22 protein-coding genes and 1 riboswitch are annotated in these 25380 nt (G+C 68.8%); of the genes, 14 read left to right on the forward strand and 8 right to left on the reverse strand.

The window, feature by feature from the left end; genetic code table 11:
- Positions 1-8: 8 nt before the first annotated feature.
- Positions 9-1025 carry a DUF4190 domain-containing protein gene (locus C6N31_RS30900; RefSeq protein WP_198358632.1) on the reverse strand — a complete coding sequence of 339 codons (1017 nt, stop codon included), beginning with the start codon at positions 1023-1025 and terminating at the stop codon, positions 9-11.
- Between the two features lie 121 nt (positions 1026-1146).
- On the opposite strand from C6N31_RS30900, the gene C6N31_RS30905 reads away from it, so the two are divergent.
- Complete coding sequence (locus C6N31_RS30905; RefSeq protein ID WP_198358633.1) at positions 1147-2190, forward strand: adenosine deaminase; 1044 nt, start codon at positions 1147-1149, stop codon at positions 2188-2190.
- A 155-nt stretch (positions 2191-2345) separates the two neighbouring features.
- Entirely contained in the window at positions 2346-3137 is a 792-nt protein-coding gene (locus C6N31_RS30910; RefSeq protein WP_244809455.1) for a glycerophosphodiester phosphodiesterase, read from the forward strand.
- Here C6N31_RS30910 and C6N31_RS30915 read toward each other — a convergent pair.
- Positions 3079-4251: a polyamine ABC transporter substrate-binding protein gene (locus tag C6N31_RS30915; RefSeq protein WP_138356724.1), complete on the reverse strand. Its 1173-nt coding sequence runs from the start codon at positions 4249-4251 to the stop codon at positions 3079-3081. The genes C6N31_RS30910 and C6N31_RS30915 overlap by 59 nt on opposite strands.
- A gap of 157 nt (positions 4252-4408) precedes the next feature.
- Positions 4409-5845, reverse strand: a complete 1437-nt coding sequence (locus C6N31_RS30920) for a gamma-aminobutyraldehyde dehydrogenase (protein ID WP_138356725.1) — start codon at positions 5843-5845, stop codon at positions 4409-4411.
- Positions 5846-6025: 180 nt separating this feature from the next.
- Here C6N31_RS30920 and C6N31_RS30925 point away from each other — a divergent pair, with 180 nt between their 5' ends.
- The 5 genes from C6N31_RS30925 (at position 6026) to C6N31_RS30945 (ending at position 11172) form a co-directional block, all read left to right on the forward strand.
- Positions 6026-6523, forward strand: a complete 498-nt coding sequence (locus tag C6N31_RS30925; protein WP_381586315.1) for an Lrp/AsnC family transcriptional regulator — start codon at positions 6026-6028, stop codon at positions 6521-6523.
- A 2-nt stretch (positions 6524-6525) separates the two neighbouring features.
- Complete coding sequence (locus tag C6N31_RS30930) at positions 6526-7887, forward strand: aspartate aminotransferase family protein (RefSeq protein ID WP_138356727.1); 1362 nt, start codon at positions 6526-6528, stop codon at positions 7885-7887.
- Between the two features lie 240 nt (positions 7888-8127).
- Positions 8128-8856 carry an ABC transporter ATP-binding protein gene (locus tag C6N31_RS30935; RefSeq protein WP_138356728.1) on the forward strand — a complete coding sequence of 243 codons (729 nt, stop codon included), beginning with the start codon at positions 8128-8130 and terminating at the stop codon, positions 8854-8856.
- The gene (locus C6N31_RS30940) at positions 8838-9998 is read left to right on the forward strand and encodes a hypothetical protein (protein WP_198358635.1); all 1161 of its coding nucleotides are present in this window, start codon (positions 8838-8840) and stop codon (positions 9996-9998) included. The genes C6N31_RS30935 and C6N31_RS30940 overlap by 19 nt, the downstream gene beginning before the upstream one ends.
- A gap of 43 nt (positions 9999-10041) precedes the next feature.
- Complete coding sequence (locus C6N31_RS30945) at positions 10042-11172, forward strand: LOG family protein (RefSeq protein ID WP_187145334.1); 1131 nt, start codon at positions 10042-10044, stop codon at positions 11170-11172.
- On the opposite strand, the gene C6N31_RS30950 is transcribed toward C6N31_RS30945, so the two are convergent.
- The 4 genes from C6N31_RS30950 to rlmN all read right to left on the reverse strand — a co-directional run bounded on the left by C6N31_RS30950 (position 11155) and on the right by rlmN (position 16340).
- Positions 11155-12219, reverse strand: coding sequence for an ABC transporter ATP-binding protein (locus tag C6N31_RS30950; RefSeq protein WP_138356731.1), 1065 nt, complete (start codon positions 12217-12219; stop codon positions 11155-11157). The two genes, C6N31_RS30945 and C6N31_RS30950, sit on opposite strands and share 18 nt — an antisense overlap.
- Positions 12220-13833 (reverse strand): ABC transporter permease, encoded by a 1614-nt coding sequence (locus C6N31_RS30955; protein WP_138356732.1) that lies wholly within the window; start codon positions 13831-13833, stop codon positions 12220-12222.
- Positions 13834-13928: 95 nt separating this feature from the next.
- On the reverse strand, positions 13929-15056 hold the full coding sequence (locus C6N31_RS30960) for a thiamine ABC transporter substrate-binding protein (protein WP_138356733.1): 1128 nt from the start codon (positions 15054-15056) through the stop codon (positions 13929-13931).
- A riboswitch (TPP riboswitch) is annotated at positions 15051-15170 on the reverse strand. Its footprint overlaps the gene before it by 6 nt.
- 63 nt (positions 15171-15233) lie before the next feature.
- On the reverse strand, positions 15234-16340 hold the full coding sequence (gene rlmN, locus C6N31_RS30965) for a dual-specificity RNA methyltransferase RlmN (protein WP_138356734.1): 1107 nt from the start codon (positions 16338-16340) through the stop codon (positions 15234-15236).
- A 497-nt stretch (positions 16341-16837) separates the two neighbouring features.
- Between rlmN and C6N31_RS30970 the strand changes: the two genes are divergently transcribed.
- Positions 16838-18799: a PqqD family protein gene (locus tag C6N31_RS30970; protein WP_198358636.1), complete on the forward strand. Its 1962-nt coding sequence runs from the start codon at positions 16838-16840 to the stop codon at positions 18797-18799.
- Positions 18800-18842: 43 nt separating this feature from the next.
- Positions 18843-19361: a hypothetical protein gene (locus C6N31_RS30975; protein WP_198358638.1), complete on the forward strand. Its 519-nt coding sequence runs from the start codon at positions 18843-18845 to the stop codon at positions 19359-19361.
- A gap of 83 nt (positions 19362-19444) precedes the next feature.
- On the opposite strand, the gene C6N31_RS30980 is transcribed toward C6N31_RS30975, so the two are convergent.
- Positions 19445-20257 carry a class I SAM-dependent methyltransferase gene (locus tag C6N31_RS30980; protein WP_198358640.1) on the reverse strand — a complete coding sequence of 271 codons (813 nt, stop codon included), beginning with the start codon at positions 20255-20257 and terminating at the stop codon, positions 19445-19447.
- 56 nt (positions 20258-20313) lie between these two features.
- Here C6N31_RS30980 and C6N31_RS30985 point away from each other — a divergent pair, with 56 nt between their 5' ends.
- The 5 genes from C6N31_RS30985 (at position 20314) to C6N31_RS31005 (ending at position 25326) form a co-directional block, all read left to right on the forward strand.
- A complete protein-coding gene (locus tag C6N31_RS30985; protein WP_198358642.1) occupies positions 20314-21030 on the forward strand; it encodes a GntR family transcriptional regulator in 717 nt (238 codons plus the stop codon).
- A gap of 573 nt (positions 21031-21603) precedes the next feature.
- The gene (locus C6N31_RS30990; RefSeq protein WP_198358644.1) at positions 21604-21870 is read left to right on the forward strand and encodes a DUF6284 family protein; all 267 of its coding nucleotides are present in this window, start codon (positions 21604-21606) and stop codon (positions 21868-21870) included.
- Positions 21867-22697: a DUF2637 domain-containing protein gene (locus C6N31_RS30995; RefSeq protein WP_198358645.1), complete on the forward strand. Its 831-nt coding sequence runs from the start codon at positions 21867-21869 to the stop codon at positions 22695-22697. Before C6N31_RS30990 ends, C6N31_RS30995 begins: the two co-directional genes overlap by 4 nt.
- Complete coding sequence (locus C6N31_RS31000; protein WP_381586310.1) at positions 22697-23083, forward strand: RRQRL motif-containing zinc-binding protein; 387 nt, start codon at positions 22697-22699, stop codon at positions 23081-23083. Before C6N31_RS30995 ends, C6N31_RS31000 begins: the two co-directional genes overlap by 1 nt.
- Before the next feature lie 74 nt (positions 23084-23157).
- Positions 23158-25326 (forward strand): cell division protein FtsK, encoded by a 2169-nt coding sequence (locus C6N31_RS31005; protein ID WP_198358647.1) that lies wholly within the window; start codon positions 23158-23160, stop codon positions 25324-25326.
- Positions 25327-25380 lie beyond the last annotated feature (54 nt).

A 25380-nucleotide genomic window follows, 5' to 3' on the forward strand; every position in this document is an offset into this window, starting at 1 on the left:
GTCAGGACCTACGAGGCGGGTACGGGAACGGGCACGTCCCAGTACGCGTAGTCGTAGGAGTCGCCCGGGGACACGTCGACCTCGACGGAATCGGTGGAGGGGTCGGGGACGACGACGATGAAGTCCAGCGACCGCTCGGCGCCCGGGGCGAGCTGGCCGCTGAAGCCGTCCTGTCCCGAGATGTCCTTGAGCGGGTTGTCCCCCGCCTGGTCCGCGTACGCGGACACGTCCGCGTAGTCCAGGTTCTGCGTGTCGCCGCCGGTGTTCTTCAGCGTGACGGTGAACTTCAGCGCGCTGTCACCGCCCTCGGCACCCGCGGCACCCTCGGCGCTCCCGGCGGTCTGCGCCGGGCCGGGGTCCTGCACATCGGCGACCGTGACCTGCAGCCCGCCGTCGTACTCGGCGGTCTCGCCGACGGACAGCGGTGATCCGTAGCTGCCCTGGTCGGGCTTGCGCATCCCGTCGCCCTCGTCCAGCCAGCCGTTCCCTATCGACACGCCTATGGTGATCAGCATTCCGGCGGAGAGCACGGTCGCGACGATGCCGAGGATCAGCCCGGCCAGGGCCTGCCCGGGATTGGTCGACTCGCCGCGCTTGGCGATCCGGCGTCCGACGATCCCGAAGATGATCGCGGCGATGCCCAGCGGAGCGCCGAGGACCGCGAAGAAGCACATGACCGACAGCACCGCGCCGACGATGCCCAGTACGAGCGCGGTGAGGCCGTAGCCGTTGCGCGGCGAGGGGGTCCAGCCGCCGTACGGGCCCATCGGGTACCCCGGGTAGCCGGGATAGCCCGGGTAGCCGCCGCCCGCGCCCGGGTACTGCTCGTACGGCGGGTACTGACCCGGGTGGGGACCCTGTTGGTCGTACGGAGGGCCGGCGGCGTAATGGTCCGTTCCCGGTGCCAGCGGCGGCAGCGGCGGGCCGGTGTCCGCCGGGCTCGGCCCCGGTCCGGCCTGCGGCGGGACGTCCGCGGGCGGCGCCCAGGGGTTGCGGGGCGCGGGGCTGTCGGGCTGGTCGGACATTGCGGCCTTCCTCTGACTACGTCCGGCAATGCTATGGCCTGCGTACGGCGGGGGAAGGCCCTCGCACGACCCGGGGCGCCGTCTACGATGGCTCCACCGCTGACTTGCCTGGAGGATCCGCATGACCGACACCGCAACCGGACGCGTACCCGGCCTCGACACCTTCATCGCCGGGCTGCCCAAGGCCGAGCTGCATGTCCACCATGTCGGATCCGCCTCGCCGAGGATCGTCGCAGAACTGGCCGCCCGGCACCGGGACTCCCGGGTCCCCAGCGATCCCGCCGCGCTGGCCGAGTACTTCACCTTCCGTGACTTCGCGCACTTCATCGACGTGTACCTGTCCGTCGTCGACCTGATCCGCGACGCCGAGGACGTGCGGCTGCTGACCTTCGAGGTCGCCCGCGACATGGCCCGGCAGAACATCCGCTACGCCGAGCTGACCGTCACGCCGTATTCCTCGACCAACCGCGGCATCCCGGACCGCGCCTTCGTCGAGGCGATCGAGGACGCCCGCAAGGCCGCCGAGTCCGAGCTCGGGGTCGTGCTGCGCTGGTGCTTCGACATTCCCGGCGAGGCGGGGCTCGCCTCCGCCGAGGAGACCGCGCGGATCGCGACCGAGCTGCGGCCGGAGGGGCTGGTCAGCTTCGGGCTCGGCGGCCCCGAGATCGGTGTGCCGCGCCCGCAGTTCAAGCCGTACTTCGACCGGGCGCGCGCGATCGGCCTGCACAGCGTGCCGCACGCCGGCGAGACCACCGGTCCGGAGACCGTCTGGGACGCGATCAACCTGCTCGGCGCCGAGCGGATCGGGCACGGCACCAGCTCGGTCCAGGACCCGCGGCTGCTGGAGCACCTGGCCGAGCACCGCATCGCGCTGGAGGTCTGCCCGACCTCCAACATCGCCACCCGCGCGGTCCGCACGCTCGAGGAGCACCCGCTGCGGCAGATGGTCGAGGCCGGTGTGCTCGTCACCATCAACAGCGACGACCCGCCCATGTTCAGCACCGATCTGAACAACGAGTACGCGATCGCCGCCCGCCTGCTGGACCTGGACGCGGCCGGCGTCGCCGGGTTGGCGAAGAACGCCGTCGAGGCGTCGTTCCTCGACGCGCCGGGCAAGACGCGGCTCACCGCCGAGATCGACGCGTACACGGCGGCGTGGCGCTAGGTCATGTCCGACACATGGCGGCGTCCGCCCGGAGGGCGGGGCCCGGGGCATCCGGTGCGTGCGATCGCAAGGCGGAGGGTCATCCTCGTACCGGGCGTACGTGGATGAGCCGACAACTGGGGGCACCTCCCAGCGGTAGCTGGGGGAGAGCGCGCGTGCCAGGCGCTCCGGGCCAGGCGGGATGGGTCGGACAGGGCCTAGCCGTCGCCCATCGCGGCGACCCGTTCCACCACCGCGAGAACACCCTGCCGTCGCTGCGCTCCGCCCTGCGGGCGGGCGCCGACGCGGTGGAGATCGATGTGCGCCTCACCCGCGACGGCGTCCCCGTGCTCCTGCACGACCCGACGCTGAAGCGGCTGTGGGGGCACCGGGACGCCGTCGCCGAACTCACCGCCGAGGAGGTGCGGCGGCGCACGGCCGGCGGCGTGCCGACGCTGCACGACGCGCTGACCGCCGTCACCGGGCACGGGACCGGCCGGGCGCTGCTCGACCTGACCGCCGCGGACCAGGCCGGGCCCTCGGTGGCCGCCGTACGGGACGCGGGAGCGGAGTCCCGCGCGTACTACTGCGGCGAGGCCGGCGCCATGCTCGCCGTGCGGCGGCACGACCCGGCCGCCGAGATCGCCCTGACCTGGAAGACCTCGGCGCTGCCCGGGCAGGCACTGCTCGACGCCGTCCGGCCGCGGTGGATCAATCTGCGGTTCGGGCTGATCGATCCGCCGCTGGTCCGCTGGGCGCACGAGCGGGAGCTGCTCGTGGCGGCCTGGACCGCCGACCTGCGCCGCACCATGGCGCGGCTGCTCGGCCTCGGCGTCGACTCGGTCACCACCAACCGCCTGGACGTCCTGCGCGGACTCCTCGACGGCCCGCCCGGATCACCGGCCCTGATCACAGGCCGACGATCAGGTTCCACCGGTTCTCGAACTCCGGGCGCTCCTCCGGCGTGATGTCGCGGGCCACCACGAGCCGCTTGCGCATCTCGTCGTCCGGGAAGATCAGCGGGTCCTCGGCGAGGGCTGCGGTGTCCTCGTCCTTGGACGAGGCGAGCACATCGCGTGCGGCCGGCACCGGGCAGACGTAGTTGACGTAGGCGGCGAGTTCGGCCGCGACCTCGGGGTCGTAGTAGTAGTCGACGAGCGCCTCGGCGTTGCTCTTGTGCTCGGCCAGGTTCGGGATCATCAGGCTCTCGGCCCACAGTTCCGCGCCCTCCTGGGGCACCACGAACTCGATGTCCGGGTTGTCGGACTGCAGTTGGACGACATCGCCCGAGTACGCCTGGCAGGCCAGCACATCGCCGGACGACAGGTCCTTGGTGTAGTCGTTGCCGGTGAAGCGCCGGATCTGCTTGCTGCGCACCAGAGAAGCCACCTGGTCCGTCATCCGGTGGAAGTCGTCCGCCGTCCACTTGGCGACGTCGACGCCCTGTCCCTGCATGAGCAGCGCGAACGCCTCGTCCATCCCGGACAGCAGCGTCACCTTCCCCTTGAGGTCCGGGGCCCACAGGTCCGACACGTGCTTGATCTCGCGGCCGAGCGCCTTCTTGTTGTAGGCGATGCCGGTGATCCCGGACTGCCACGGCACGGCGGACCGGCGGCCCCGGTCGAAGGCGGGGTTCCGCAGCAGCGGGTCGAGGTACTTGGTGACGTTGGGCTGCCGGGAGCGGTCCATCTGCTGCACCCAGCCCAGGCGTACGTACCGCGCGGCCATCCAGTCGCTGACGACGATCAGGTCGCGGCCGATGTCCTGGTGGTTCATGAGGGCCGGGCTGATCTTCCCGAAGAACTCGTCGTTGTCGTTGATCTCCTCGGTGTACTGGACCTTGATCCCGCTGCGCGCGGTGAAGGCGTCGAGGGTCGGACGCTTCTGCGCGTTCTTCTCGTCGACGTCGATGTAGAGCGGCCAGTTCGCGAAGTTCAGCTTCTTGTCCTGCGCCGAACGGTCGCGGGCCGCCCGGTCCGCCGCGTCTATGTGCGCCGGCGGTACACCGCATGCCGAGGCGGCTGCCAGCAGCCCTGCCAGCCCGAATCCACGCAGCACCGAACGACGGGAGAGATCACTCATGCGGCACACCCTCCCTTCCGCCGGATGCCCGGGGCAACGAGCGATCCGTCAGCCGTACCCCCCAACTGCCTGACACTGTGTCTCGCGGCCGGGACGTGCGACGGCCCCGGACGCGGCGTGCGCGTCCGGGGCCGGGGTGCCGCTGGGGCAGGGCGGGTCAGCCGTCCAGGGACGTCATGACGTGCTTGATGCGGGTGTAGTCCTCGAAGCCGTAGGCGGAGAGGTCCTTGCCGTAGCCGGACTTCTTGAAGCCGCCGTGCGGCATCTCGGCGACCAGCGGGATGTGGGTGTTGATCCACACACAGCCGAAGTCGAGACGCTTGGACATCCGCATCGCGCGGCCGTGGTCCTTGGTCCACACCGAGGAGGCGAGGGCGAACTCGACGCCGTTGGCGTACTCGACGGCCTGCTCCTCGTCGGTGAAGGGCTGGATGGTGATGACCGGTCCGAAGACCTCGTTCTGGATGATCTCGTCGTCCTGCTTGAGGCCGGAGACGACGGTCGGGGCGTAGAAGTAGCCCTTGTCGCCGACCCGGTGGCCGCCCGCCTCGACCTTGGCGTGTGCCGGCAGCCGCTCGATGAAGCCGCTGACCTGGGCGAGCTGGTTGGCGTTGTTCAGCGGGCCGTAGAGCACGTCCTCGTCGTCCGCGGCGCCGGTCTTGGTGTCGGCGGCGGCCTTGGCGAGCGCGGTGGTGAACTCGTCGTGGATCGACTCGTGGACGAGCACGCGGGTGGCGGCCGTACAGTCCTGGCCGGCGTTGAAGAAGCCCGCGACCGAGATGTCCTCGACCGCCTTGGCGATGTCGGCGTCGCCGAAGACCACCACGGGCGCCTTGCCGCCGAGCTCCAGGTGGACGCGCTTGACGTCCTTGGCGGCGCTCTCGGCGACCTGCATGCCGGCCCGGACGGAACCGGTGATGGAGGCCATCGCCGGGACCTTGTGCTCGACCATGGCGCGGCCGGTCTCGCGGTCGCCGCAGACGACGTTGAACACGCCCTTGGGCAGCACCTCGCCGAGGATCTCGGCGAGCAGCACCGTCGAGGCAGGGGTGGTGTCCGACGGCTTGAGGACGACGGTGTTGCCCGCGGCGATCGCCGGGGCGAACTTCCAGACGGCCATCATCATCGGGTAGTTCCACGGCGCGACCTGCGCGCAGACGCCGACCGGCTCGCGGCGGACGATGGAGGTCATGCCCTCCATGTACTCGCCGGCGGAGCGGCCCTCGAGCAGTCGGGCCGCACCCGCGAAGAAGCGGATCTGGTCGACCATCGGCGGCAGTTCCTCGCTGGCGGTGAGGCCGAGCGGCTTGCCGGTGTTCTCACTCTCCACCGCGACCAGCTCGTCCGCCCGTGCCTCGATCGCGTCGGCGACCTTCAGCAGGGCCCGCTGGCGTACCGAGGGAGTGGCGTCGCGCCAGGCCGGGAACGCCGCCTCGGCGGCGGCCATGGCGGCGTCGACGTCGGCGGCGGCGGACAGCGGCGCGGTGGCGTAGACCTCACCGGTGGCAGGGTTCACCACATCCGTGGTCCGCCCGTCGGCGGCGTCGCGGAACTCTCCATTGATGTAGTTGCGCAGACGCTTGAGCTCGCTCACTGCACCTCTCCTGTCCTGTGTCCGATGGGTGAGACGCTTCCAGAGTAATCGAGCCTAGTCGCATCACTGCCGTGTTCGACATACCCGGATCCCCAGAACGATGGAATCAGTGAGATTCGAGCACCAGAACCACGAATTTCATCGTTCAGGGGTTGCGGGACCGTCGACCTCTCCTGCACAGTGGGACTCGTGGCCACTCGTAGTACGGATCCGAAGAGCACCACCGGCTCCGGAGTGCTCGACTCCGTCTCCAAGGCGATCATCGAGCAGCTCCAGGAGGACGGGCGCAGGCCCTACGCCGCGATCGGCAAGGCCGTAGGCCTCTCCGAGGCGGCCGTACGGCAGCGCGTCCAGAAACTGCAGGACCAGGGGGTCATGCAGATCGTCGCCGTGACCGACCCGCTCACCGTCGGATTCCGGCGGCAGGCGATGGTCGGCATCAACGTCGAGGGCGACATAGAACCGGTCGCCGACGCCCTCGCCGAGATGGGCGAGGTCGAGTACGTCGTCATCACGGCGGGTTCCTTCGATCTGCTGATCGAGATCGTCTGCGAGGACGACGACCACCTGCTGGAAATGATCAACAAGCGGATCCGCGCCCTGCCCGGCGTGCGGACCACCGAGAGTTTCGTTTACCTGAAGCTCCGGAAGCAGACCTACACCTGGGGAACCAGATAGCCATGAACGCGGACCTCTCGAAGACCGCGTACGACCACCTGTGGATGCACTTCACCCGCATGTCGTCGTACGAGAACGCCCCTGTGCCGACCATCGTGCGCGGCGAGGGCACGTACATCTACGACGACAAGGGCAAGAAGTACCTCGACGGCCTCTCCGGGCTGTTCGTGGTCAACGCCGGTCACGGCCGCCACGAGCTCGCCGAGACCGCGTACAAGCAGGCCCAGGAACTGGCCTTCTTCCCCATCTGGTCGTACGCCCACCCCAAGGCCGTGGAACTGGCCGAGCGGCTGGCGAACTACGCCCCCGGCGACCTGAACAAGGTCTTCTTCACCACCGGTGGCGGTGAGGCGGTCGAGACCGCCTGGAAGCTCGCCAAGCAGTACTTCAAGCTCACGGGTGAGCCGACCAAGTACAAGGTCATCTCCCGCGCGGTCGCCTACCACGGCACCCCGCAGGGCGCCCTGTCGATCACCGGCCTGCCGGCCCTCAAGGCTCCCTTCGAGCCGCTGGTCCCCGGTGCGCACAAGGTGGTCAACACCAACATCTACCGCTCCCCGATCTTCGGCGACGACCCGGAGGCCTACGGCCGGTACTGCGCCGACCAGATCGAGCAGGAGATCCTGTTCGAGGGCCCGGAGACCGTCGCCTGTGTCTTCCTGGAGCCGGTGCAGAACGCCGGCGGCTGCTTCCCGCCGCCGCCCGGGTACTTCCAGCGGGTCCGCGAGATCTGCGACAAGTACAACGTGCTGCTCGTCTCCGACGAGGTCATCTGCGCCTTCGGCCGCCTCGGCACCATGTTCGCGTGCGACAAGTTCGACTACATCCCGGACATGATCACCTGCGCCAAGGGCATGACCTCGGGCTACTCCCCGATCGGCGCCTGCATCATCTCCGACAAGCTGGCCGAGCCGTTCTACAAGGGTGACAACACCTTCCTGCACGGCTACACGTTCGGCGGGCACCCGGTCTCCGCGGCGGTCGGCATCGCGAACCTCGACATCTTCGAGCGCGAGGGCCTCAACCAGCACGTGCTCGACAACGAGGACGCGTTCTTCAACACGCTGAAGAAGCTGCACGACCTGCCGATCGTCGGCGACGTCCGCGGCAACGGCTTCTTCTACGGCATCGAGCTCGTCAAGGACAAGGTCACCAAGGAGTCCTTCACGGACGAGGAGACCGAGCGCGTCCTGTACGGCTTCCTGTCGAAGGCGCTCTTCGAGAACGGTCTGTACTGCCGGGCCGACGACCGGGGCGACCCGGTCGTCCAGCTCGCTCCGCCGCTGATCTCCACCCAGGAGACCTTCGACGAGATCGAGGGCATCCTCCGCGCCGTCCTCACCGAGGCGTGGACCAAGCTCTGACCGCTTCGCGGTGATCCACCCCGGCGCGCCGGGCGGCCCCTACGGGGGTCCGCCCGGCGCGCCGCCGCGTTTCCGGGGTCAGCTCCTGGGACGAGACGTCATATGCGGCCGTTCGGGCGACCCCGGCGCCGTGGCTCACCCGATCGGGTCCGGGAAATCCTTAGCCTGCCAACGCAGTGACCGGTCTCCCCCGCATTCGTTGACCGAGCCAGGGGGAACGACTCGCGGAGGTAATCGGCAATGGTGGCCCCGCCCGACAACGATGTGCTCTGGGCCCGCGCCCTGCGCCACTCCTTCCAGGGCTCTCCCGCGCTGCTCGGCGTCTCGCTGGGTGTGCGCGAGGGCGAGATCCTCGGCCTGCTGGGACCGCGCGGCTCCGGCAAGACGACCCTGCTGCGCTGCCTGGCCGGGCAGTTGCTGCCCGACCAGGGCGAGGTGTGGTTCAACAGCGCACCGGTGCACACCCTCCCGCTGGCCGCGCGCGAGCGGCTGCGCCGCGACCGCTTCGGCTGGATCGGCGGCACCCCGCAGCTGCTGCCGGAACTCACCGCCCGGGAGAACGCCGCCCTGCCGCTGCTGCTCTGCGGCATTCCGCACCGCACGGCCAAGACCACCGCACAGGAGTGGCTGGACCGCCTCGACGTCGGCTCGGTGGCCCGCAAACGGCCCGCAGAACTGCTCCAGGCGCAGCGCCAGCGGGTGGCCATCGCCCGCGCCCTGGTCACCCTCCCCGAAATCGTCTTCGCCGACGAGCCCACCGCGCCGCTGCACCGCGCGGACCGCGCCCAGGTCCTGCGGATGCTGACCAGCGCCGCGCGTTCGCACGGCATCACCGTGGTGCTCGCCACCATCGATCCCGAGGTCGCCGCCGTGGCCGACCGGGTCATCACCCTGGTCGACGGGCGGCCGGCGGCCGCCATGCCCGCCCAGGACCGGGAGGGTGCCGCGTCGTGCTCAGCCTCCGTGTAGCCCGCGGATCCGCCCCCACGGTCCTGCTCCGCCGGCTGCTGGTCGCCGCCACGTCCGCGGGTACCGGCTTTCTGCTGCTGGCCGCGCTCGGCTACGCCATGGGGCACCCCGGGAACCCGTCGGCGGCCGGCGCCCGGCTCGCCTGGTGCGTGGTCCCGTTCGCCGCCGCCCTGCAGCTCTCGGTGGCCGTCTCCCGGTCCGAGCCCAGCGGACGGCTGCACTCCGGGCTCGCCGCGGCCGGTCTCGGCCGCGGCGGGGTGCCGCTGCTGGCCGCCGCGACCACCGCACTGTCGTGCGCGCTGGGCAGTGTCGTCGCCCTGCTGGTCTTCCTTGAGGTGCGCGGCGGAACGGCCCCCGACGCGTTCGGCTCGGACCGTCCGCTGCCCGTCGCGGGCGCGCTGACGCTGCTCGCCGCCGTACCGCTGCTCGCCGCGGCGGCCAGCGCCGCCAGCCTGTGGCCGCGCCGGGCCGCCCCCTCGGCTCCGGCGTCGGCCGACGCGGAGGACCCGGGCACCCTCTCCGCGGTGACCGCCCCCGCCGGCCTGCCGTGGGGCGCCGCGCTCACCGCCATCGGTCTCGCCATCGAGGTGACCGCCGACAACCTGAGCCGCTCGACCGCGACGGACCTGCTGCCGCTGCCCGGCGGCCTCGGCAGCGCCGCCCCCACCGTGCTGGCCGGCTGGGCGCTGACCGCGGCCGGCATGGTCCTGGCCGGTCCCGGCCTCGTCCACGCCTGCGGACGTCTGCTGGCCCTCCACCGCCCTGGCGCCCTGCGGCTGCTCGCGGGCCGCACCCTCCAGGAGGAGTCGCCCCGGATCGGCCGCCCGGTCGGCGTACTGTGCGCCGTCACGGCCGGGGCGCTGGCCGCCCTGGAGCTCTACGGCACCGGCGACCGCGAACTCGGCCCGCTCACCGGCCTCGCCGCCGCCCTGATCACGATCTGCGCGCTCGGGACCGTGCTCACCGCCGCGCTCGAAGCCCGCCGCACCCGCGAGCACTCCACCGCCGCCCTCGTCCAGCTCGGCGTCCCCGCGAGCCTGCTGCGCGCCGCCGCCGGACTGCGCTGTGCGGTGGTGCTGGTGGTCGTCATCCCGCTGACCGTCCTCATCGCGCAACTCGCGGCGTCCCCGCTGGCGGTCTAGACCGTGTCGCGCGTTCGGTGCCTGCCGCTAGGGTGCAGCGGTGCTGACCGACTCCACGCCGCAGAGCGGCGCCCCTGACCACGAGATCGAATCGCCCGCGGAGTTCGACCGGGTGGCCGCCACCGGTTCGCTCGCCGGATACCGGCTGCAGGCCGTCGATCTGACGGACCGTACGGCCGCGCTGCTGGCCCTGGACCCGGTGGGGGCGGTGTTCCTGGGCTGCCCCATGGAGCCCGCTGCGCTCGCACATGTCCGGGCGTGCGGGGCGATGGTGTTCCCGCCGGTCCCGTACCTTCCGTTCGATCCGTACCGGGGCACGCTGTACACCCCCGAAGCGCTCTACGAAGGGCTGCCCGCCGGGTACGAAACGACTCCGGACGCCCGCGCCTACGAGTGGTTCCAGCGGACCAGGGCCGGCGGCGACATACTCGCGTCGATGCTGCGCAGCATCCACGACGACGCCGTCTCGGACGCGCTCGACGAACTGCTCACCGGTGAACGGGTGGTCGGTGTCATGGGCGGCCACGCGATGGCGCGCGGCAAGGACGCGTACGCGGGCGCCGCCCTCCTCGGCCGGACGCTCGCCCGCTCGGGACTGACCGTCGCCACCGGGGGCGGCCCGGGCGCCATGGAGGCGGCGAACCTGGGTGCCTACACGGCCCCGTTCGGGGACGAGGTGCTCGGCGAGGCGCTGCGGATCGTGGCGAAGGCGCCGTTGTTCACCCCGTCGATCGGCGACTGGGCGTCGGCCGCGTTCGCCGTCCGGGAGCGCTGGCCGGACGGCGGCGCGTCCGTCGGCATCCCCACCTGGTTCTACGGGCACGAGCCGCCGAACGCGTTCGCCTCGCACATCGCCAAGTACTTCGCCAACGCGGTCCGCGAGGACGGTCTGCTGGCGCGTTGCACCGCCGGCGTGATCTTCCTGCCGGGCGCGGCCGGCACCGTCCAGGAGATCTTCGACAACGCTACGCCGAACTACTACGAGTCCCGGGGCGTCCCGACCCCGATGGTGCTGGTGAACCGCGAGCACTGGACCCGTGACCTGCCCACCTGGCCACTGCTCGAAGCACTGGCGAAGGACCGCCCGATGGCTGCCCGTATCGCCCTGGTCGACTCCGTCGACGAGGCGCCGGAGGCGCTGGCCCGGCTCACCGCGTCAGTTACCGGTCGATGAGCCCGGCTGGACGCTGAGGACCACGACGTCCTGAGCGGTGAAGGTGACACCCACCTCGGTACCGGCCTCCGGGGCGTCCCGCAGCGAGCAGGCCGCCTCCAGCGGCGGCCCGTCCGCCGGGCGCAGCAGCAGGGTGACCAGGTCGCCGCGGAACGTCCTGGCCGTCACCGTGCAGGGCAGCCCGTCGCGGACGCCGGTCAGCCGCACCCCGGCGGGGCGGACCAGCAGCCGGCACGGCCCCTGGGGCGCGCCGGGCTGCACCGGCACCTTGCCCCAGGGGGTGTCGGCCGCCTCGCCGTGCACGGTCGCCTCGACGACGTTGTCGAAGCCGAGGAAGCGGGCGACGAACTCGGAGGCGGGCCGCTGCCACACCTCCAGCGGGGTGCCGGTCTGCGCGATCAGACCGTCGCGCATGACCACGACCCGGTCGGCGAGCGCGAACGCCTCGCCCTGGTCGTGGGTGACGGCCAGCACCGTCGTGCCGAGCCGGCCGAACAGCTGGCGCAGTTCGACGACGAGCCGCTCGCGCAGCCCGCGGTCGAGCTGGCCGAGCGGCTCGTCCAGCATCAGCAGCTTCGGCTCGGGGGCCAGCGCGCGCGCCAGCGCGACGCGCTGCTGCTCCCCGCCGGACAGCGCGGCGATGGCCCGCCGCTGCGCACCCGGCAGGCCCACCATGTCGAGCAGTCCGGCGACCGTGCGGTCCACCTCGTCGCGCCGGGTCCCCCGCATCCGCAGTCCGAAGGCGACGTTGCCGCCGACGTCCCGCTGCGGGAACAGCTGGTGGTCCTGGAACATCAGGCCGAGACCGCGCCGGTGGGTGGGAACGCCCGCCTGGTCACGGCCGTCCAGCAGCACCCGGCCGGCGTCCACCGCCTGCAGCCCGGCCACCGCCCGCAGCAGGGTGGACTTGCCGCTGCCGCTGGGGCCCAGGACGCACACCGTCTCGTGCGCGACGACCTCCAGGTCCACGGCGTCGAGCGCCGCGCGCTCCCCGAAGCGGACCGTCACACCGTCGAGCCGCAGCAGCGGAGTGGAGGACTGCGTCATCTAGAACTCTCCTGAACGGTCGGTGCGCAGCCGCTCCAGTGCCAGCAGCGCGCCCGCGCACACCAGCATCAGAACGGTGCTCAGGGCCATCGCCTGCCCGTAGTTGAGCTCCCCGGCACGCCCGAGGAGCCGGGCCACCGCCACCGGCAGGGTCGGGTTGTCGGGCCGCGCGATGAAGACGGTCGCGCCGAACTCGCCGAGCGAGACGGCGAACGCGAAGCCCGCCGCGATCAGCAGCGCGCGCCGCACCAGCGGCAGGTCCACCTCGCGCCAGGCGCGCCACGGCGAGGCGCCCAGCACCGCTGCCGCCTCCCGCAGCCGTTCGTCGACCGCGCGCAGCACGGGCAGCATCGTGCGGACCACGAACGGCACACCGACCAGCGCCTGCGCCAGCGGCACCAGCAGCCACGTCGACCGCAGATCCAGCGGGGGCTCGTCGAGGGTGATGAGGAAGCCGAAGCCGACGGTCACCGCCGAGGTGCCCAGCGGCAGCATCAGCAGCGCGTCGAAGCCCCGCACCAGCCTGCCCGCGCGCCGGGTCAGCGCGGCGGCGGCGAGGCCGCCCACCAGCAGCGCGATGAGCGTGGCCACCGCCGCGTACTGCAGGGAGTTCCAGACCGCCTCGATGGGCGCGACGACGAAGGTGCCGCCGGTCTCCGGGACCGAGAGCAGCGCCCGGTAGAAGGTGAGGCCGTAGCCGTCGGGCCCGTCCAGCGAACGCGCCACCAGGACGCCGAGCGGCACCAGGATCAGCAGCACGATGACGGCCAGCACCGCCCACAGCAGCGCCCATTGGGCGGCGCCGCGCGGGCGCCGCGAGGTGTGCGCGGCGTCGACGAGCTTGAGCGTGCTCTCCCGGCGGCGCACCGTCCACGCGTGCAGCGCGAGGATCGTGGCGACCGCCGCGAACTGCACGAGGGTGAGGACGGCGGCCGTCGGCAGGTCGAGGAACTGCGCGGTCTGCTGGTAGATCTCCACTTCCAGCGTGGAGTACTTCGGCCCGCCGAGGATCTGGATCACGCCGAAGGACGTGAAGGTGAAGAGGAAGACCATCAGCGCGGCGGCGGCCACGGCCGGTCCCAGCGCCGGCAGCGTCACCCGGCGCCAGGCCTCGAAGCGGCCGGCGCCCAGGACCCGGGCGGCCTCCTCCTGGCGCGGGTCGAGCTGCGACCACAGACCGCCGACGGACCGGACGACGACGCCGAAGTTGAAGAAGACGTGAGCGAGCAGGATCGCCCACACGGTGGTGTCCAGCCGGACGCCCCACAGGTCGTCGAGCATGCCGCCGCGGCCCAGCAGCGCCAGGAACGCCGAGCCGACCACGACCGTGGGCAGCACGAACGGCACCGCCACCACCGCCCGCAGCAGCCGCTTGCCCGGGAACTCGAAGCGGGCGAAGACATACGCCGCCGGGAGTGCGACCAGCAGCGTCAGCCCGGTCGAGACGACCGCCTGCCAGGCGGTGAACCACAGCACCCGCAGGATCTCCGGGTCGGTCAGCACCTCGCCGATCCGGCCGAACCGCCACCGGCCGCCCTCGCGCAGCCCCCGGGTGACGATGGCGGCCACCGGGTAGGCGAAGAAGACCGCGAAGAACGCGGTGGGCACCGCCATCAGACCGAGCCGCACCGCGGCGGCCCGCGGGGCGCGCCGCGGGCTCCTCGCCGGAGTCCCGCGGCGCGGCTCCCCGGGAGCCGCTTCGGGAGTCCCTACTTCAGGACGAGCGAGGACCATGTCTTGACCCACTGGTCACGGTTCTTGGCGATCTCGTCGGGCGCCACGGTGGGCGGGGCGTCGATCTTCACGCCGTACTTGGTGAACTCGGCGGGCAGCGCCGCGTCCTGGCGGGCCGGGTTCACGAACATCTGCAGCGGCATGTCCTGCTGGAACGTCTTGCTCAGCAGGAAGTCCAGCAGCGCCTTGCCACCCGCGTCGTTCTTGCCGCCCTTGAGCAGCCCGGCGAACTCGATCTGCCGGAAGCATGTACCGGTCGCTACACCGGTCGGCCCCTGGGCCGGCTGCGGCGTGACGCCCAGCACCTCGGCGGGCGGGCTGGAGGCGTACGAGACGACGAGCGGCTTGTCGCCCTTGCCCTTGCCGCCGGCCGAGCCGGAGAAGCGGTCGTTGTACGCCTGCTCCCAGCCGTCGACGACCTCGACGCCGTTGGCCTTGAGCTTCTTCCAGTAGTCCTGCCACCCTCCCCCAGAGGCTCCGCCCTGGGAGGTGCCCCCATCGCCGTACTTCGCGATCGTGCCGAGCTGGAAGGCCAGGCCCGGCGAGGACGTCGCGGAGTTCTCCGTGACCAGCAGGTTCTTGTACTCCGGCTTGATCAGGTCGTCGAAGGTCGCCGGCACGGCCAGCTGGTGCGCGGCGAAGTACTTGCGGTCGTAGTTGACGCAGACGTCGCCGGAGTCGACCGGGGTGACCCGGTGCTTGTCCTTGTCGAGCTGCAGCGCCGCCGGGACCTGGTCCAGGCCCTTGGCCTCGTACGGCGTGAACAGGTCGTTGTCGAGAGCCCTCGACAGCAGCGTGTTGTCGACGCCGAAGAAGACATCGCCCTGCGGGTGCCCCTTCGACAGGATCGCCTGGTTCACGGCCGCGCCCGCGTCACCGCCGGCCAGCACCTTGACGGTGTAGCCGGTCTCCTTGGTGAACTCCTTCAGCACCGCGGGCGAGGCGGCGAAGGAGTCATGGCTGACGAGGGTGACGGTCTTCGACGGCGTCGCCGTCTTCGAGCCGTCGGCCTTGTCGCCGGAGCCGCCACAGGCGGCCAGCGCTGTCGCGCCGAGGGCGGTGGCCACGACCGCTGTCGCGGCGCGCCGAAGGTTGGTGTTCATGAGCGGTTGACTCCCTACGCCGGCATTACCCGGATCAGGTCCGAGGGTCTGCGGCCGCACCGGCTTCGCCGGTGGCCGCACTCTCAGCGCTGGTGCGCTCCCCTGTCGGAAATGTTCATTTGTACGAATCTACGAGCGCCACGATAGCAGCGCGCCCGCCGACACCCGGCAGGCGTCTCAGCCTTCGGAGGCCGCCAGCTGCCCGCACGCTCCGTCGATCTCGCTGCCGCGCGTGTCACGGACGGTCACCGGCACCCCGTGCGACTCCAGCATCCGCACGAACGCCCGCTCGTCCTCCGGCCGCGAAGCCGTCCACTTGGACCCCGGGGTGGGGTTGAGCGGGATGAGGTTCACATGCACGCGCTTGCCCTTGAGCAGCCGCCCGAGCAGGTCCGCCCGCCACGCCTGGTCGTTGATGTCCTTGATCAGCGCGTACTCGATGGAGATCCGGCGGCCGGACACCTCCGCGTAGTGCCACGCGGCGTCCAGCACCTCGCGCACCTTCCAGCGGGTGTTGACCGGCACCAGGGTGTCGCGCAGCTCGTCGTCCGGGGCGTGCAGCGACACCGCGAGCCGGCACTTGAAGCCCTCGTCGGCGAACCGCAGCATCGCCGGCACCAGCCCGACCGTCGACACGGTGATCCCGCGCTGCGACAGCCCCAGCCCGTCCGGCTCCGGGTCCGTCAGCCGGCGGATCGAGCCGATGACGCGGTTGTAGTTGGCCAGCGGCTCGCCCATGCCCATGAACACGATGTTGCTCAGCCGGGCCGGACCACCGGGGATCTCGCCGTCGCGCAGCGACTTCATCCCGGCCACGATCTGGTGCACGATCTCGGCCGTCGACAGGTTCCGGTCCAGCCCCGCCTGCCCGGTCGCACAGAACGGGCAGTTCATCCCGCAGCCCGCCTGCGAACTGATGCACATGGTCACCCGGTCCGGGTACCGCATCAGCACCGACTCGACGAGCGTCCCGTCGAACAGCCGCCACAGCGTCTTGCGCGTGGTGTCGTCGTCACAGCTGATGTGCCGCACGACCGACATCATCTCGGGCAGCAGCCCGTCCGCGAGCTTGTCGCGCGAGGCCGCCGGAATATCCGTCCAGGCGGCCCGGTCGTCGTCGTACCGCGCGAAGTAGTGCTGCGACAGCTGCTTGGCGCGGAACGGCTTCTCGCCCAGCTCGACAACCGCCTCCCGTCGCTCGGCAGGGGTCAGGTCGGCGAGGTGCCGCGGGGGCTTCTTGGCCCCACGCGGCACGGCAAAGGTGAGTTCTCCGGGTACAGGCATGGTGCTACCAGTGTCGCAGACATAGCAGGTAGGTCCGGGTGACAGCGGTCACGGGTGGCGGTCATCTGTCGTCGTTGGTCACCCTCGGACGGCCCACAGACGGCCCAGGCATCCGGGCATCGCCGGAGGTCAGAGCGCCGGATACGCCCCCTACCCCCCTTTCCAGAGGCAATCCTCCTGACACCCGTCACCTACTTCGTGCGATTTAAAGACCGGCCTAGGAAGCCCCGCCCCACCTTGCGAAGGTAGCCGCCTCATCGCATAGGCAGCCATCTCACATGAGCGAAGGCCAAACCACGGTTGGACTGAGACCCCCACAGCTGTTTTTGGGAAAGTGTTGGAATGAATGCCGCGAGCCTGCTCGTCGGCGTACAATCACAGCGATAGGGCGACGCCTAGGGTCAGCCCAATCGGATAAATTCCGGAGGTACGCCTTGGAGAATCAGCCGACATTTGAGTACCCGCCGGTGCGACCGTGGGGTAGTCGAGCATTCTCCATGCCAGCTCTCTCTGGAGGGAGCGATCACCAAATTGAGGTACTACACACCCTCCTGACAGCCCTCAAAGAAGGCACTGGAATTGATGAACTAATCAGCCTACCTGGAGGCCTTGGCGCCGAAACGAGCATTTCTTCAATGGGGCAAAGATTGCAACCGGCGGGAATGCTCACTCGAATGGGGAAGAATTCTTGGATTCTAACATCGGCGGCCGAGAACTGGCTAGAGTCCGGAGATAACGGCTATCTTATGGCGGTACTACATTCCAACATTCGGTATGTTGGTGAGTTGATGCATGAGGCTCGAACCGGCCGTACTCAGTCCGATCTTCTATCAATTGCATCAGATAAATACGAGTGCTCATGGGATACGCTGGACCAAATTCGGAGGCGTACCGCCTGGCTTCGATCTGGCGGGTTTATGGAACTAGATTTTCGCCACCAAGTCGTCCTGACGGAAAGCGGATTGGCTCTTCTGGAGCGCCTTGAGTTGGCCGATTCCGAGAACTTCAGGAGAAGGATTACTAGGAAATCTGAGTCTGTCAGCATTCCAGGCGCACATCCGGTCGTTCGCGACGCCCTCGAAACATCGGTACTGACCGAGAGGCGGGCCGCCATCGGCTACATTCCGCGCAGCGAGGGAGACTCACTCGCGTCGCTGCGGAAGTTCGCCAATGCCCTCAAAAGCGATACTTCACGTGAGGGTATCGACGAGTTCGCCTCGGCAGAATTCGGATTGCGACCTTCTTCGGTAGCCGCCGCTCTCAGCACCTTGAAGAACGCGGGCCTCGTCGAACAGATTGGATTTGGCACCTTTCGGTCCACCGAGGCTGCAAATGCTTGCGCCGAGGCAGAGCATGACATCGACTTCCTTCGGATCATCCATTCCAAATTCTCCTTTGTCGGCGAAGTTCTCGAAGCTCTTGAGGAGGTAGATACACCGCGAGACCTTGCCGCACTGGCGCGCACTCGCTACGGGGTACCGCGAGAGGATATTGCAGAAGTACGAACCCGCCTGCAAATGTTGAGGGAATGTGGCCTAGTCGAGGAAGTCGCTTGGGGCCATTACCAGGTCTTGCCTCTAGGACGGGCTCTCTTGGCCGAACTGCCAACCGCCTCGCAACAGACGGCCGAGGAGAAAACTTCCACAACGATCCCCGACAAGGAAACTGATACCGAGCTCAGCAAACTCATTGATGACCTACGTGCAACCTCGAAAGCCTCGTCAAACCCGGAGCGCTTTGAGAAGTCCGTAGCCGAAGCGTTCAGTTATCTGGGGTTCGATAGTCAGCTACTCGGTGGTTCAGGGCAAACCGATGTTCTGGTAACGGCTAGCCTATCCGGCGAAATGAAGTACAGCGTAATCGTTGACGCCAAGTCCTCAGCTTCTGGGAAAATTGGGGAAACCCAAGTAAATTACGACACACTCAAGGAGCATCGCTCAGGCAACTCGGCAGAATATGCACTCGTTGTAGGTCCGAGCTTCCCCGGCACTCGACTTGCGTCGAGGGCGGAAGCACATGGAGTCGGACTTGTTGAGGTGAATACACTCATCGCAATCATTGAGCAGCACGCCATTGCACCACTCCCGCTCTCAAGCCTGCGCGAATTCTGCAATAAAATCGGCGTAGTTAGCGTCGCATCACTCGAAAAGAGCTGGGCTTCGGAGAAAAGAATGTACCGGCTTTGCGATCGCGTACTACGACAGCTCGCCACGGAAGCGGCGAACGCGGATACGGTCACAACGGGCGCACTCTCTGCCCACGATCTCTACTTGATTCTGCGCTCAGAGGTAGAAGATCCACCTACCCCGGCGGAAATTGAATCAGTACTATCGTTCCTGTCCTCCTCATTGATTCATGCAATCCGAAAGGTGTCGACTCAATACGTAATTCTTGAAGATCCCACAACAACGGCACGCCGCTTGCGGCTGCTCGCTTCGAGCATCACAGGACAGCCTTAAGAATCCACTTCGTTGGCGCATTACTGGCAATGAGAGGGGAACCATGTCCGCAAGTGATGACATCGAGCGCATTATGCAGCGGAAACTGGAAGCTGCGCAAGCAGAAAGCCAAGCGAGGAGTCAACAGCTGGCGAAGAAACTTGCCGCAGGGGCAGAGGCAGCGCAGGGGTTCATCGCGCTCATGCAACAAAGAGGGGTGGGGCCCGAGACCATCTACCGGCATGAGCAGGTCCAAAAGCGTAAGTTCAGTTTTCCCAATCGGCCCAATAAGCACGATACCTTCGAGCTCTATGAGCCAGTTGATCGGGGGTGGGTTGTCCAGTACAGCATCGACGACTACGGTAGCCCTTGGCTAATGAGCTTCCTGCAGACTGACGGCAAGCTTAGGCAATGTTCCTTGCGTACGGTGAATACCGGCTTCAGGAGCGAGGGTCTGCTTCCCCGGGCTTCCCGTACAGCATTCCAGCGCGGGGCACTTTGCATTAAGCCAGGCTATGAGGCAACAGCCCCTCACTTGACCGTCGATAACTACGCTGAGGCCGCACGCTGGTACCTGACCTAGATCGCTAAGAGGTGCAGGTCGAGGCTGCGCTTTCATCAGCGGCTCAGCGCCCCGACCTGCGACATGGTCGGGGCGCGCTCCGATCAACTGGGGGATCGTCCTACGGCGAGCAGGTGAGAGCTGGCGGCGAGGAGTTCGGGGTACGGCTCTGCCAGCCGTGCGGCGGTCAGGGCCGACTGGAAGAGCGATTCGCTCGGTTCGGATGTGCCCGGGTGCTGCTCTACGGCCTTTAGTTGCGACCAAACTGGGCCCTCGATACCGAAGACCGCCACATCGACAAGCCCGGCCTCGCACAGTTCGTCAGCGAGTTCTTCGGCACGGTGGAAGTAGGCGACGGTGAATCGGCCCTGACCGTCGTGCACCGCTGAGCTGAGGATCTTGGCGACTGACGCTTCCATCTTCTCTGTGTGAAGGCTGGCCGTAGCCGCGTTCTCGAAGATGGAGGCGTAGCGGTTGATGCCTGCCGCCGCCACGAGGCCACCCGGCCGCACAACCCGCCGCGCCTCGGTTAGTGCGCGCAAGCGGTCCGCACGGTCCGGGAGGTGGTAGAGCGGGCCGAGTAGGTGCGCAGCGTCGTAGGAGGCGTCTGGCGCTGCGAGGGCGCGCGCGTCGCCGAGTGTTGCGTTGCAGACCTCGCTGGCCTGCTCAACGTGCCGGGCCACGGGGTCGATCAAGTCGACGTAGTACCCGTCTTCCACCAGCCACCGGGCGTGCGCGCCGGTGCCACCACCGACGTCCAGGACGCGGGCCGGCGCCGGTGGCAGGAATCGGCGTAGGAGTTCCTGCGTGCGCAGCATCTCCAACCGTCCATCGGCAGAGCAGGACAGACGTTGCCCCTCATCGGCCACATTCGAGTAGAAGTGTGCGACCTCGGGCGCTAGCTCAGGCTTCAGCATGTAGGAAGTATGCTTTGTACCGGTGGACCAGTCCAGACCATCAATCCTGGAGAGCTATGGCACTGCTCAAATACGAGGAGATCGCAGAGTCCCTGCGCTCGCGCATCGCTGCCGACGAGTTCCCCCCCGGCTCGACTCTTCCGTCGGGCAGGGACCTGGCTGAGCAGTGGCACGTATCGCGCGCGACAGTAGTGAAGGCCATGGACGTGCTCCGCGGGGACGGCATCGTTGAGGCTCGACAAGGAACAGGCTTCATCATCACGGAGACCCCGATTGCTCGCCCTGCCGGCGATCGCAGATCGGGATCGACCCGTACCACCGGTGGCATGCCGTTCGTGCGGGTCGGAGTACCCGTCCGCGCTGTGCCCCCGCCGCACGTCGCAACAGCACTAGGTCTGCCCGCAGAAGTCGAAGCGCTCCAGCGCATCCGCTTGATGCAACTGCCGGACGGAACCCCTCACAGCTACGTCGTGGCTTGGTTCCCCGCCGAAGTGGCCGATCTCTCCCCCCGCTTGGAACAGAACGCCCCGATCGCCGAGGGCACCACAAGGTACGTCCGGCGCCAGACTGACCGCTTCCCTACTGAGGGGACCGACGTGACCACGGTCCGGCTGGCCTCAGATGAAGAGATGCAGCAACTGCAACTGACAGCACCGGTTGCGGTAGCGGTCATCCTCCACACCGCGTACGACCAACATGGTCGCGCGCTGGTCTGCGAGGAAGGTGTCACGCCCTCCTCATTTTTCGAGCAGGTGGACACCTACGCAATGTAGGTAGGCCGCCAAAGGAAGCTGGACCGGTCCGCCGGTCCAGCTTTTTTGATGCCCCGTCAGGGTCCTTGACCTGCGGATTCGTGGAGCGACGCCTCTCAACTCCAGATTCAACACTTGACTGGACCGGTCCACCGGTCCAATCTCTTGGTGTGGCCATCACCCGCCGGAACTTTCGGAGGGGCTGATCGCGTCACGCACAACTCCACAGCGTGATCCACCGCAGTACGACGGCCGTGAGGACTCCGACCGAGGCGAGTGGAGACCAGCCGATCGAGAACGGGCCCCCGTCACAACCGGGCCCAACACCCCGTAGGGGGACACGCCATCGGCTCTAAAGAACCGCATGGCTCAACTTTCGTCGTGCTGACCCTCGGGATATCGGATCTCTCCGAGACGAACGACGCCATGCGAAGCGAGATCCGCCGTCACCGCTTCACCGCCCCGGCATCTCGCCGTGAGGGCGCGGGATCGAATCCCGCCCGGGGTACTCCACCCATTTCAACGGCGCGCGGCCCCGGTGCTCGAACACCGGGGCCGCTGTTAGGGCCGTCCACCCTGAGAGGAACACGACCCATGAGGTACATCGGCACCGTTCAGGCGGTTGTTACCGCCGCAGAGTTCGACCGGGAGCCGACGGACGCTGAGCTTGCGGGCATCGAGGTTGAGATGCCCGTGATCCTGGCGGAAGTCGAGTTGCTGGACGCACAGATCATGACGCTCGACCGGCCCGCCTCCGAGGTGGATACGCGGCGGATCCGGCGGGCGCAGCACAAGGTGCTCGCTGAGCGGTTGCGGCTGGCGAACCTCGTCCGGCAGGTTCCGGCGGGGGTCGGGGCATGAAGCGGCTCCCGAAGACCCTGCTGGTTCTGGCGCTTGTTGGTGTGGTGGGGATGGCGTTTCGGGTGTCGTGGAACGCGCAGCGCGATGTTGCGGCCACGGTCGGGGCGGACGGTACGGCTTCGCTGCTGTACCCGTTCGTCGTCGATGGGCTGATGGCGTTGGCGCTCGTTGCCACGCTCGTACTGACCGGCCAGGACCGCACCACCGCCCGGTGGGTGCTGGCGGGGTATACCGCCGCGTCGCTGGTTCTGAACTACGTACACGGCCTGGTCCCCGCGCTGCACGACGGCGGATCGCGGATGGTGCTCGCTGAGTGGGCGCCTGCGAATTGGGCGCTGGTGCTGCTGGCCACGTCGCTGCCGGTCGGGTCGATCTTCTTCGGCTCTGACCTGGTGGCGAAGGTGCTGCACCACCGGACAGCAAACCAGGATGAACTATCTGTGATGCTGATGAATCAGTCGGTGTCTGACCTGCAAGAGTCGACCCCGCCCGCCATGCCGGAAGTACCGGTTCGTGCGGCGCTGGAGTCGGCCGACCCTCACCCGGTCGTCGCTTCGACTGCGCAGCCGGTTGCGGCAGTGGTGCAGGCGCCGCGTCGGGCGACCGGTCGAGTGCCCCAGTCGGCCCGCAACCCCCGACCGACCCGCACCCCGGACCAGCTTCTGATCGAGGGGCGCGAGGCCACCGCCGCATGGCCCGATGATGCTCTGACCGCCGAGGCGATCCGCAAGGAACTGCGGACCGCACCGGCCAAGGCCCGACTCGTTCGCGACGCGTTGAAGGCTGAGCGCGCCCCCGACGGACCCGCCGATGAGGCGGTGTCCTGATGTCCCTCGTCTACGGAAAGTGTCTCGGTTCAGCGAGCATGCCGGGCCCGGTGAGCACGTTGCCGCGCCATGTGTGGCGCTGCGCCCCCGATGGCTTGGCAACGCGTCGCCAGTTACGGGCTTTAGGGCTGCGTCCGGGTGGTCAGGGGGTGCAGGCGGAAGTGTTCCGGCCGCGCTATCGGCGCGGCCCGCTGGTCGCCTACCTCTACCGCATCGACCTGGCCAAGCCGGTCCGGCCGATGACGCCGGCCAAATACGCCGCGCTCGCCAAGGCCATGCAAGCGCGGCGCACCTGCCCGACCTGTCGCACCGATGCCGGGTACTGCATACCGGCATCGCTCGGCATGTGTGTGAGCTGCGCCTATCCCGAACAGCGCGTCGCTTGAACGGGGTCCGGTCTCTCCCGACCAAAGCAGTGACCGGACCCCGCCGACCCTCCCGTTTCTGGAAGGAAACTGAAGTGAATCACGACGACGAAAACGAACTCTTCAACCGCCTGGAACACGACCTCGCCGCCGATTCCGGCGGTGAGCTGGTGGACCTGGACAAGGCCCGCGCCGCCCGCGACGAGGGGGCCAAGGGTGCCCCGTCCCTGCTGGCCGACGAGGACGACGACACCGACGAGGGCCCGGCCGCGATGGTGGACACCGCCACCTCCGGCACCGTGCCCGTCGACGCGCAACCGGCCGTGCGTCGGCCGGTCGTGCCCGACTGGGCCAGGGACACGGCGACGTTCAAGGCCACCGTTGCCCGCGCGGCGAACAACACCGCGTACGCGGCAGGGTTCCATGCCGTGCGCAGTCCGCTCTACGTGGCCCGGATCGCCGGCCGTTCCCCGCAGGGAGTGGTGCGGCTGGTCGGGGGCGCCGGACGGTGGGCGACGGACGCCGAAGGCGCCCCGATGCGGGCCTACTCGGTGCGGCGGGAAGACGCTGAGCTGTACCTCAAGCTCAGTCGCAAGCGCGATGACCGCGTGCGCGCCCGCTCGGTCATGCTGGCCCTGGCCGCTGTGTTCGGGCTGGTTATGGCCCTGGTGTTGTGGGTGGTGCTCTCCACCGCCCAGCTTGCGGCGGTCGGGTTCGGCGCCATGCTGCTGCTCGGGTTGTACGGGCGGCCGGCGGACCGGCCGCTGATCACCCGGGCGGTGTCCAAGCACATCCTTCCTCGCCTCACCTCCGACCAGGTCGAACAGGCCCTGCTGTCGCTGGGCATTGGTGGGATGGGGCGCGGGGAGATCACGTTCCCGGACCCGATCCGGCAGGACGGGCCCGGGTGGCGGGCCACGGTGGACCTGCCGCGCGGGGTCACCGCCGGCGACATCATGGAACGCCGCAAGCGCCTCGCCTCCGGGCTGCGCCGCCCCCTGGGCACCGTGTGGCCCGAGGGCGATGCGGACCTGCATGAGGGTCGGTTGGTGTTGTGGGTCGGTGACCGCGACATCGCCAAGCAGGGACTGATCCCCTGGCCGCTGGCGACCAAGGGCCGTCACGACATCTTCCGCAACCTGCCGTTCGGGGTGGACCCGCGCGGGCGGGCGGTGTCGGTGCCGATCGTCCAGCACAACTACTTGTTCGGCTCCCAGCCCGGCCAGGGCAAGACCAGCAGCGTGCGCGTCCTGGTCTGCGGTGCCTCGCTCGATCCGTCGGTGGAACTGTGGCTGCACGAGAACAAGGGCACCGGTGACCTGGACACCCACGAGCCGGTCTCGCACCGATTCGTATCCGGCATCGACGACGAGTCCATCGCCTACGCGGCGGAGTCGCTGGCGCTGCTGCGGAAAGAGGTCATGCGGCGCGGCGCGATCCTCAAGGGACTGCCCCGGGACATCTGCCCCGACAAGCGCGTCACCCGGCAGATCGCCGACATGAAGATCGGTCTGCATGTGCTGCTGGCGATCTTCGACGAGTGCCAGAACCTCTTCGCCCACCCCAAGTACGGCAAGCAGGCCGGCGAGGACGCCGAGTTCATCATCAAGGTCGGCCGCGCACTCGGCGTCGTGCTGGTGCTGGCCACACAGCGCCCCGACAAGGACTCCCTGCCCACCGGCATCTCGGGCAACGTCTCCATCCGGTTCTGCCTGAAGGTCGCCGGACAGGTCGAGAACGACATGATCCTGGGCACCAGCGCCTACAAGAACGGCGTGCGCGCCACCACCTTCCGCCCCGAAGTCGACGCGGGCATCGGCTACCTGGCCGGAGCGCTGCACGTACCGACCGTGGTCCGCACCGCCTACCTCGACACCCCCGCCGCCGAAGCCGTCGCGGTCCGCGCGCTGGCGATGCGCAAGGCGGCGAGGACCATCACCGGCCACGCCGCCGGCGAGAGCACCAGCAGCACGGACCCCGCTGCCCAGGGAGACAACCTGCTGGACGACTTGGTGGCGATCTGGCCGGCGGGCGAGAACAAGGTGTGGTCCGAGACGCTGACCGCAGCCCTCGCGCTGCTGCGCCCGGATGTCTACACCGGGTGGGGCCCGGATCAGCTGGTGATGGTCCTCAAGCCGCGCGGGATCCGCACGGTGCAGGTCGGCCGCCGCATCGACGGGAAGGTCGTCAACCGGCGCGGTGTGGAGCGGGACGCGATCCTCGGAGCGGTCGCGGAGCGTGACCGAAACCGGGACGCCGGGTAGCCCCGTGGGCCGCTGGCGCTAGCGGTGACCCCCGCTAGCGCTAGCGGCCCCTGT

The sequence above is a fragment of the Streptomyces fildesensis genome, from assembly GCF_016107395.1.
GTDB lineage: Bacteria > Actinomycetota > Actinomycetes > Streptomycetales > Streptomycetaceae > Actinacidiphila > Actinacidiphila fildesensis.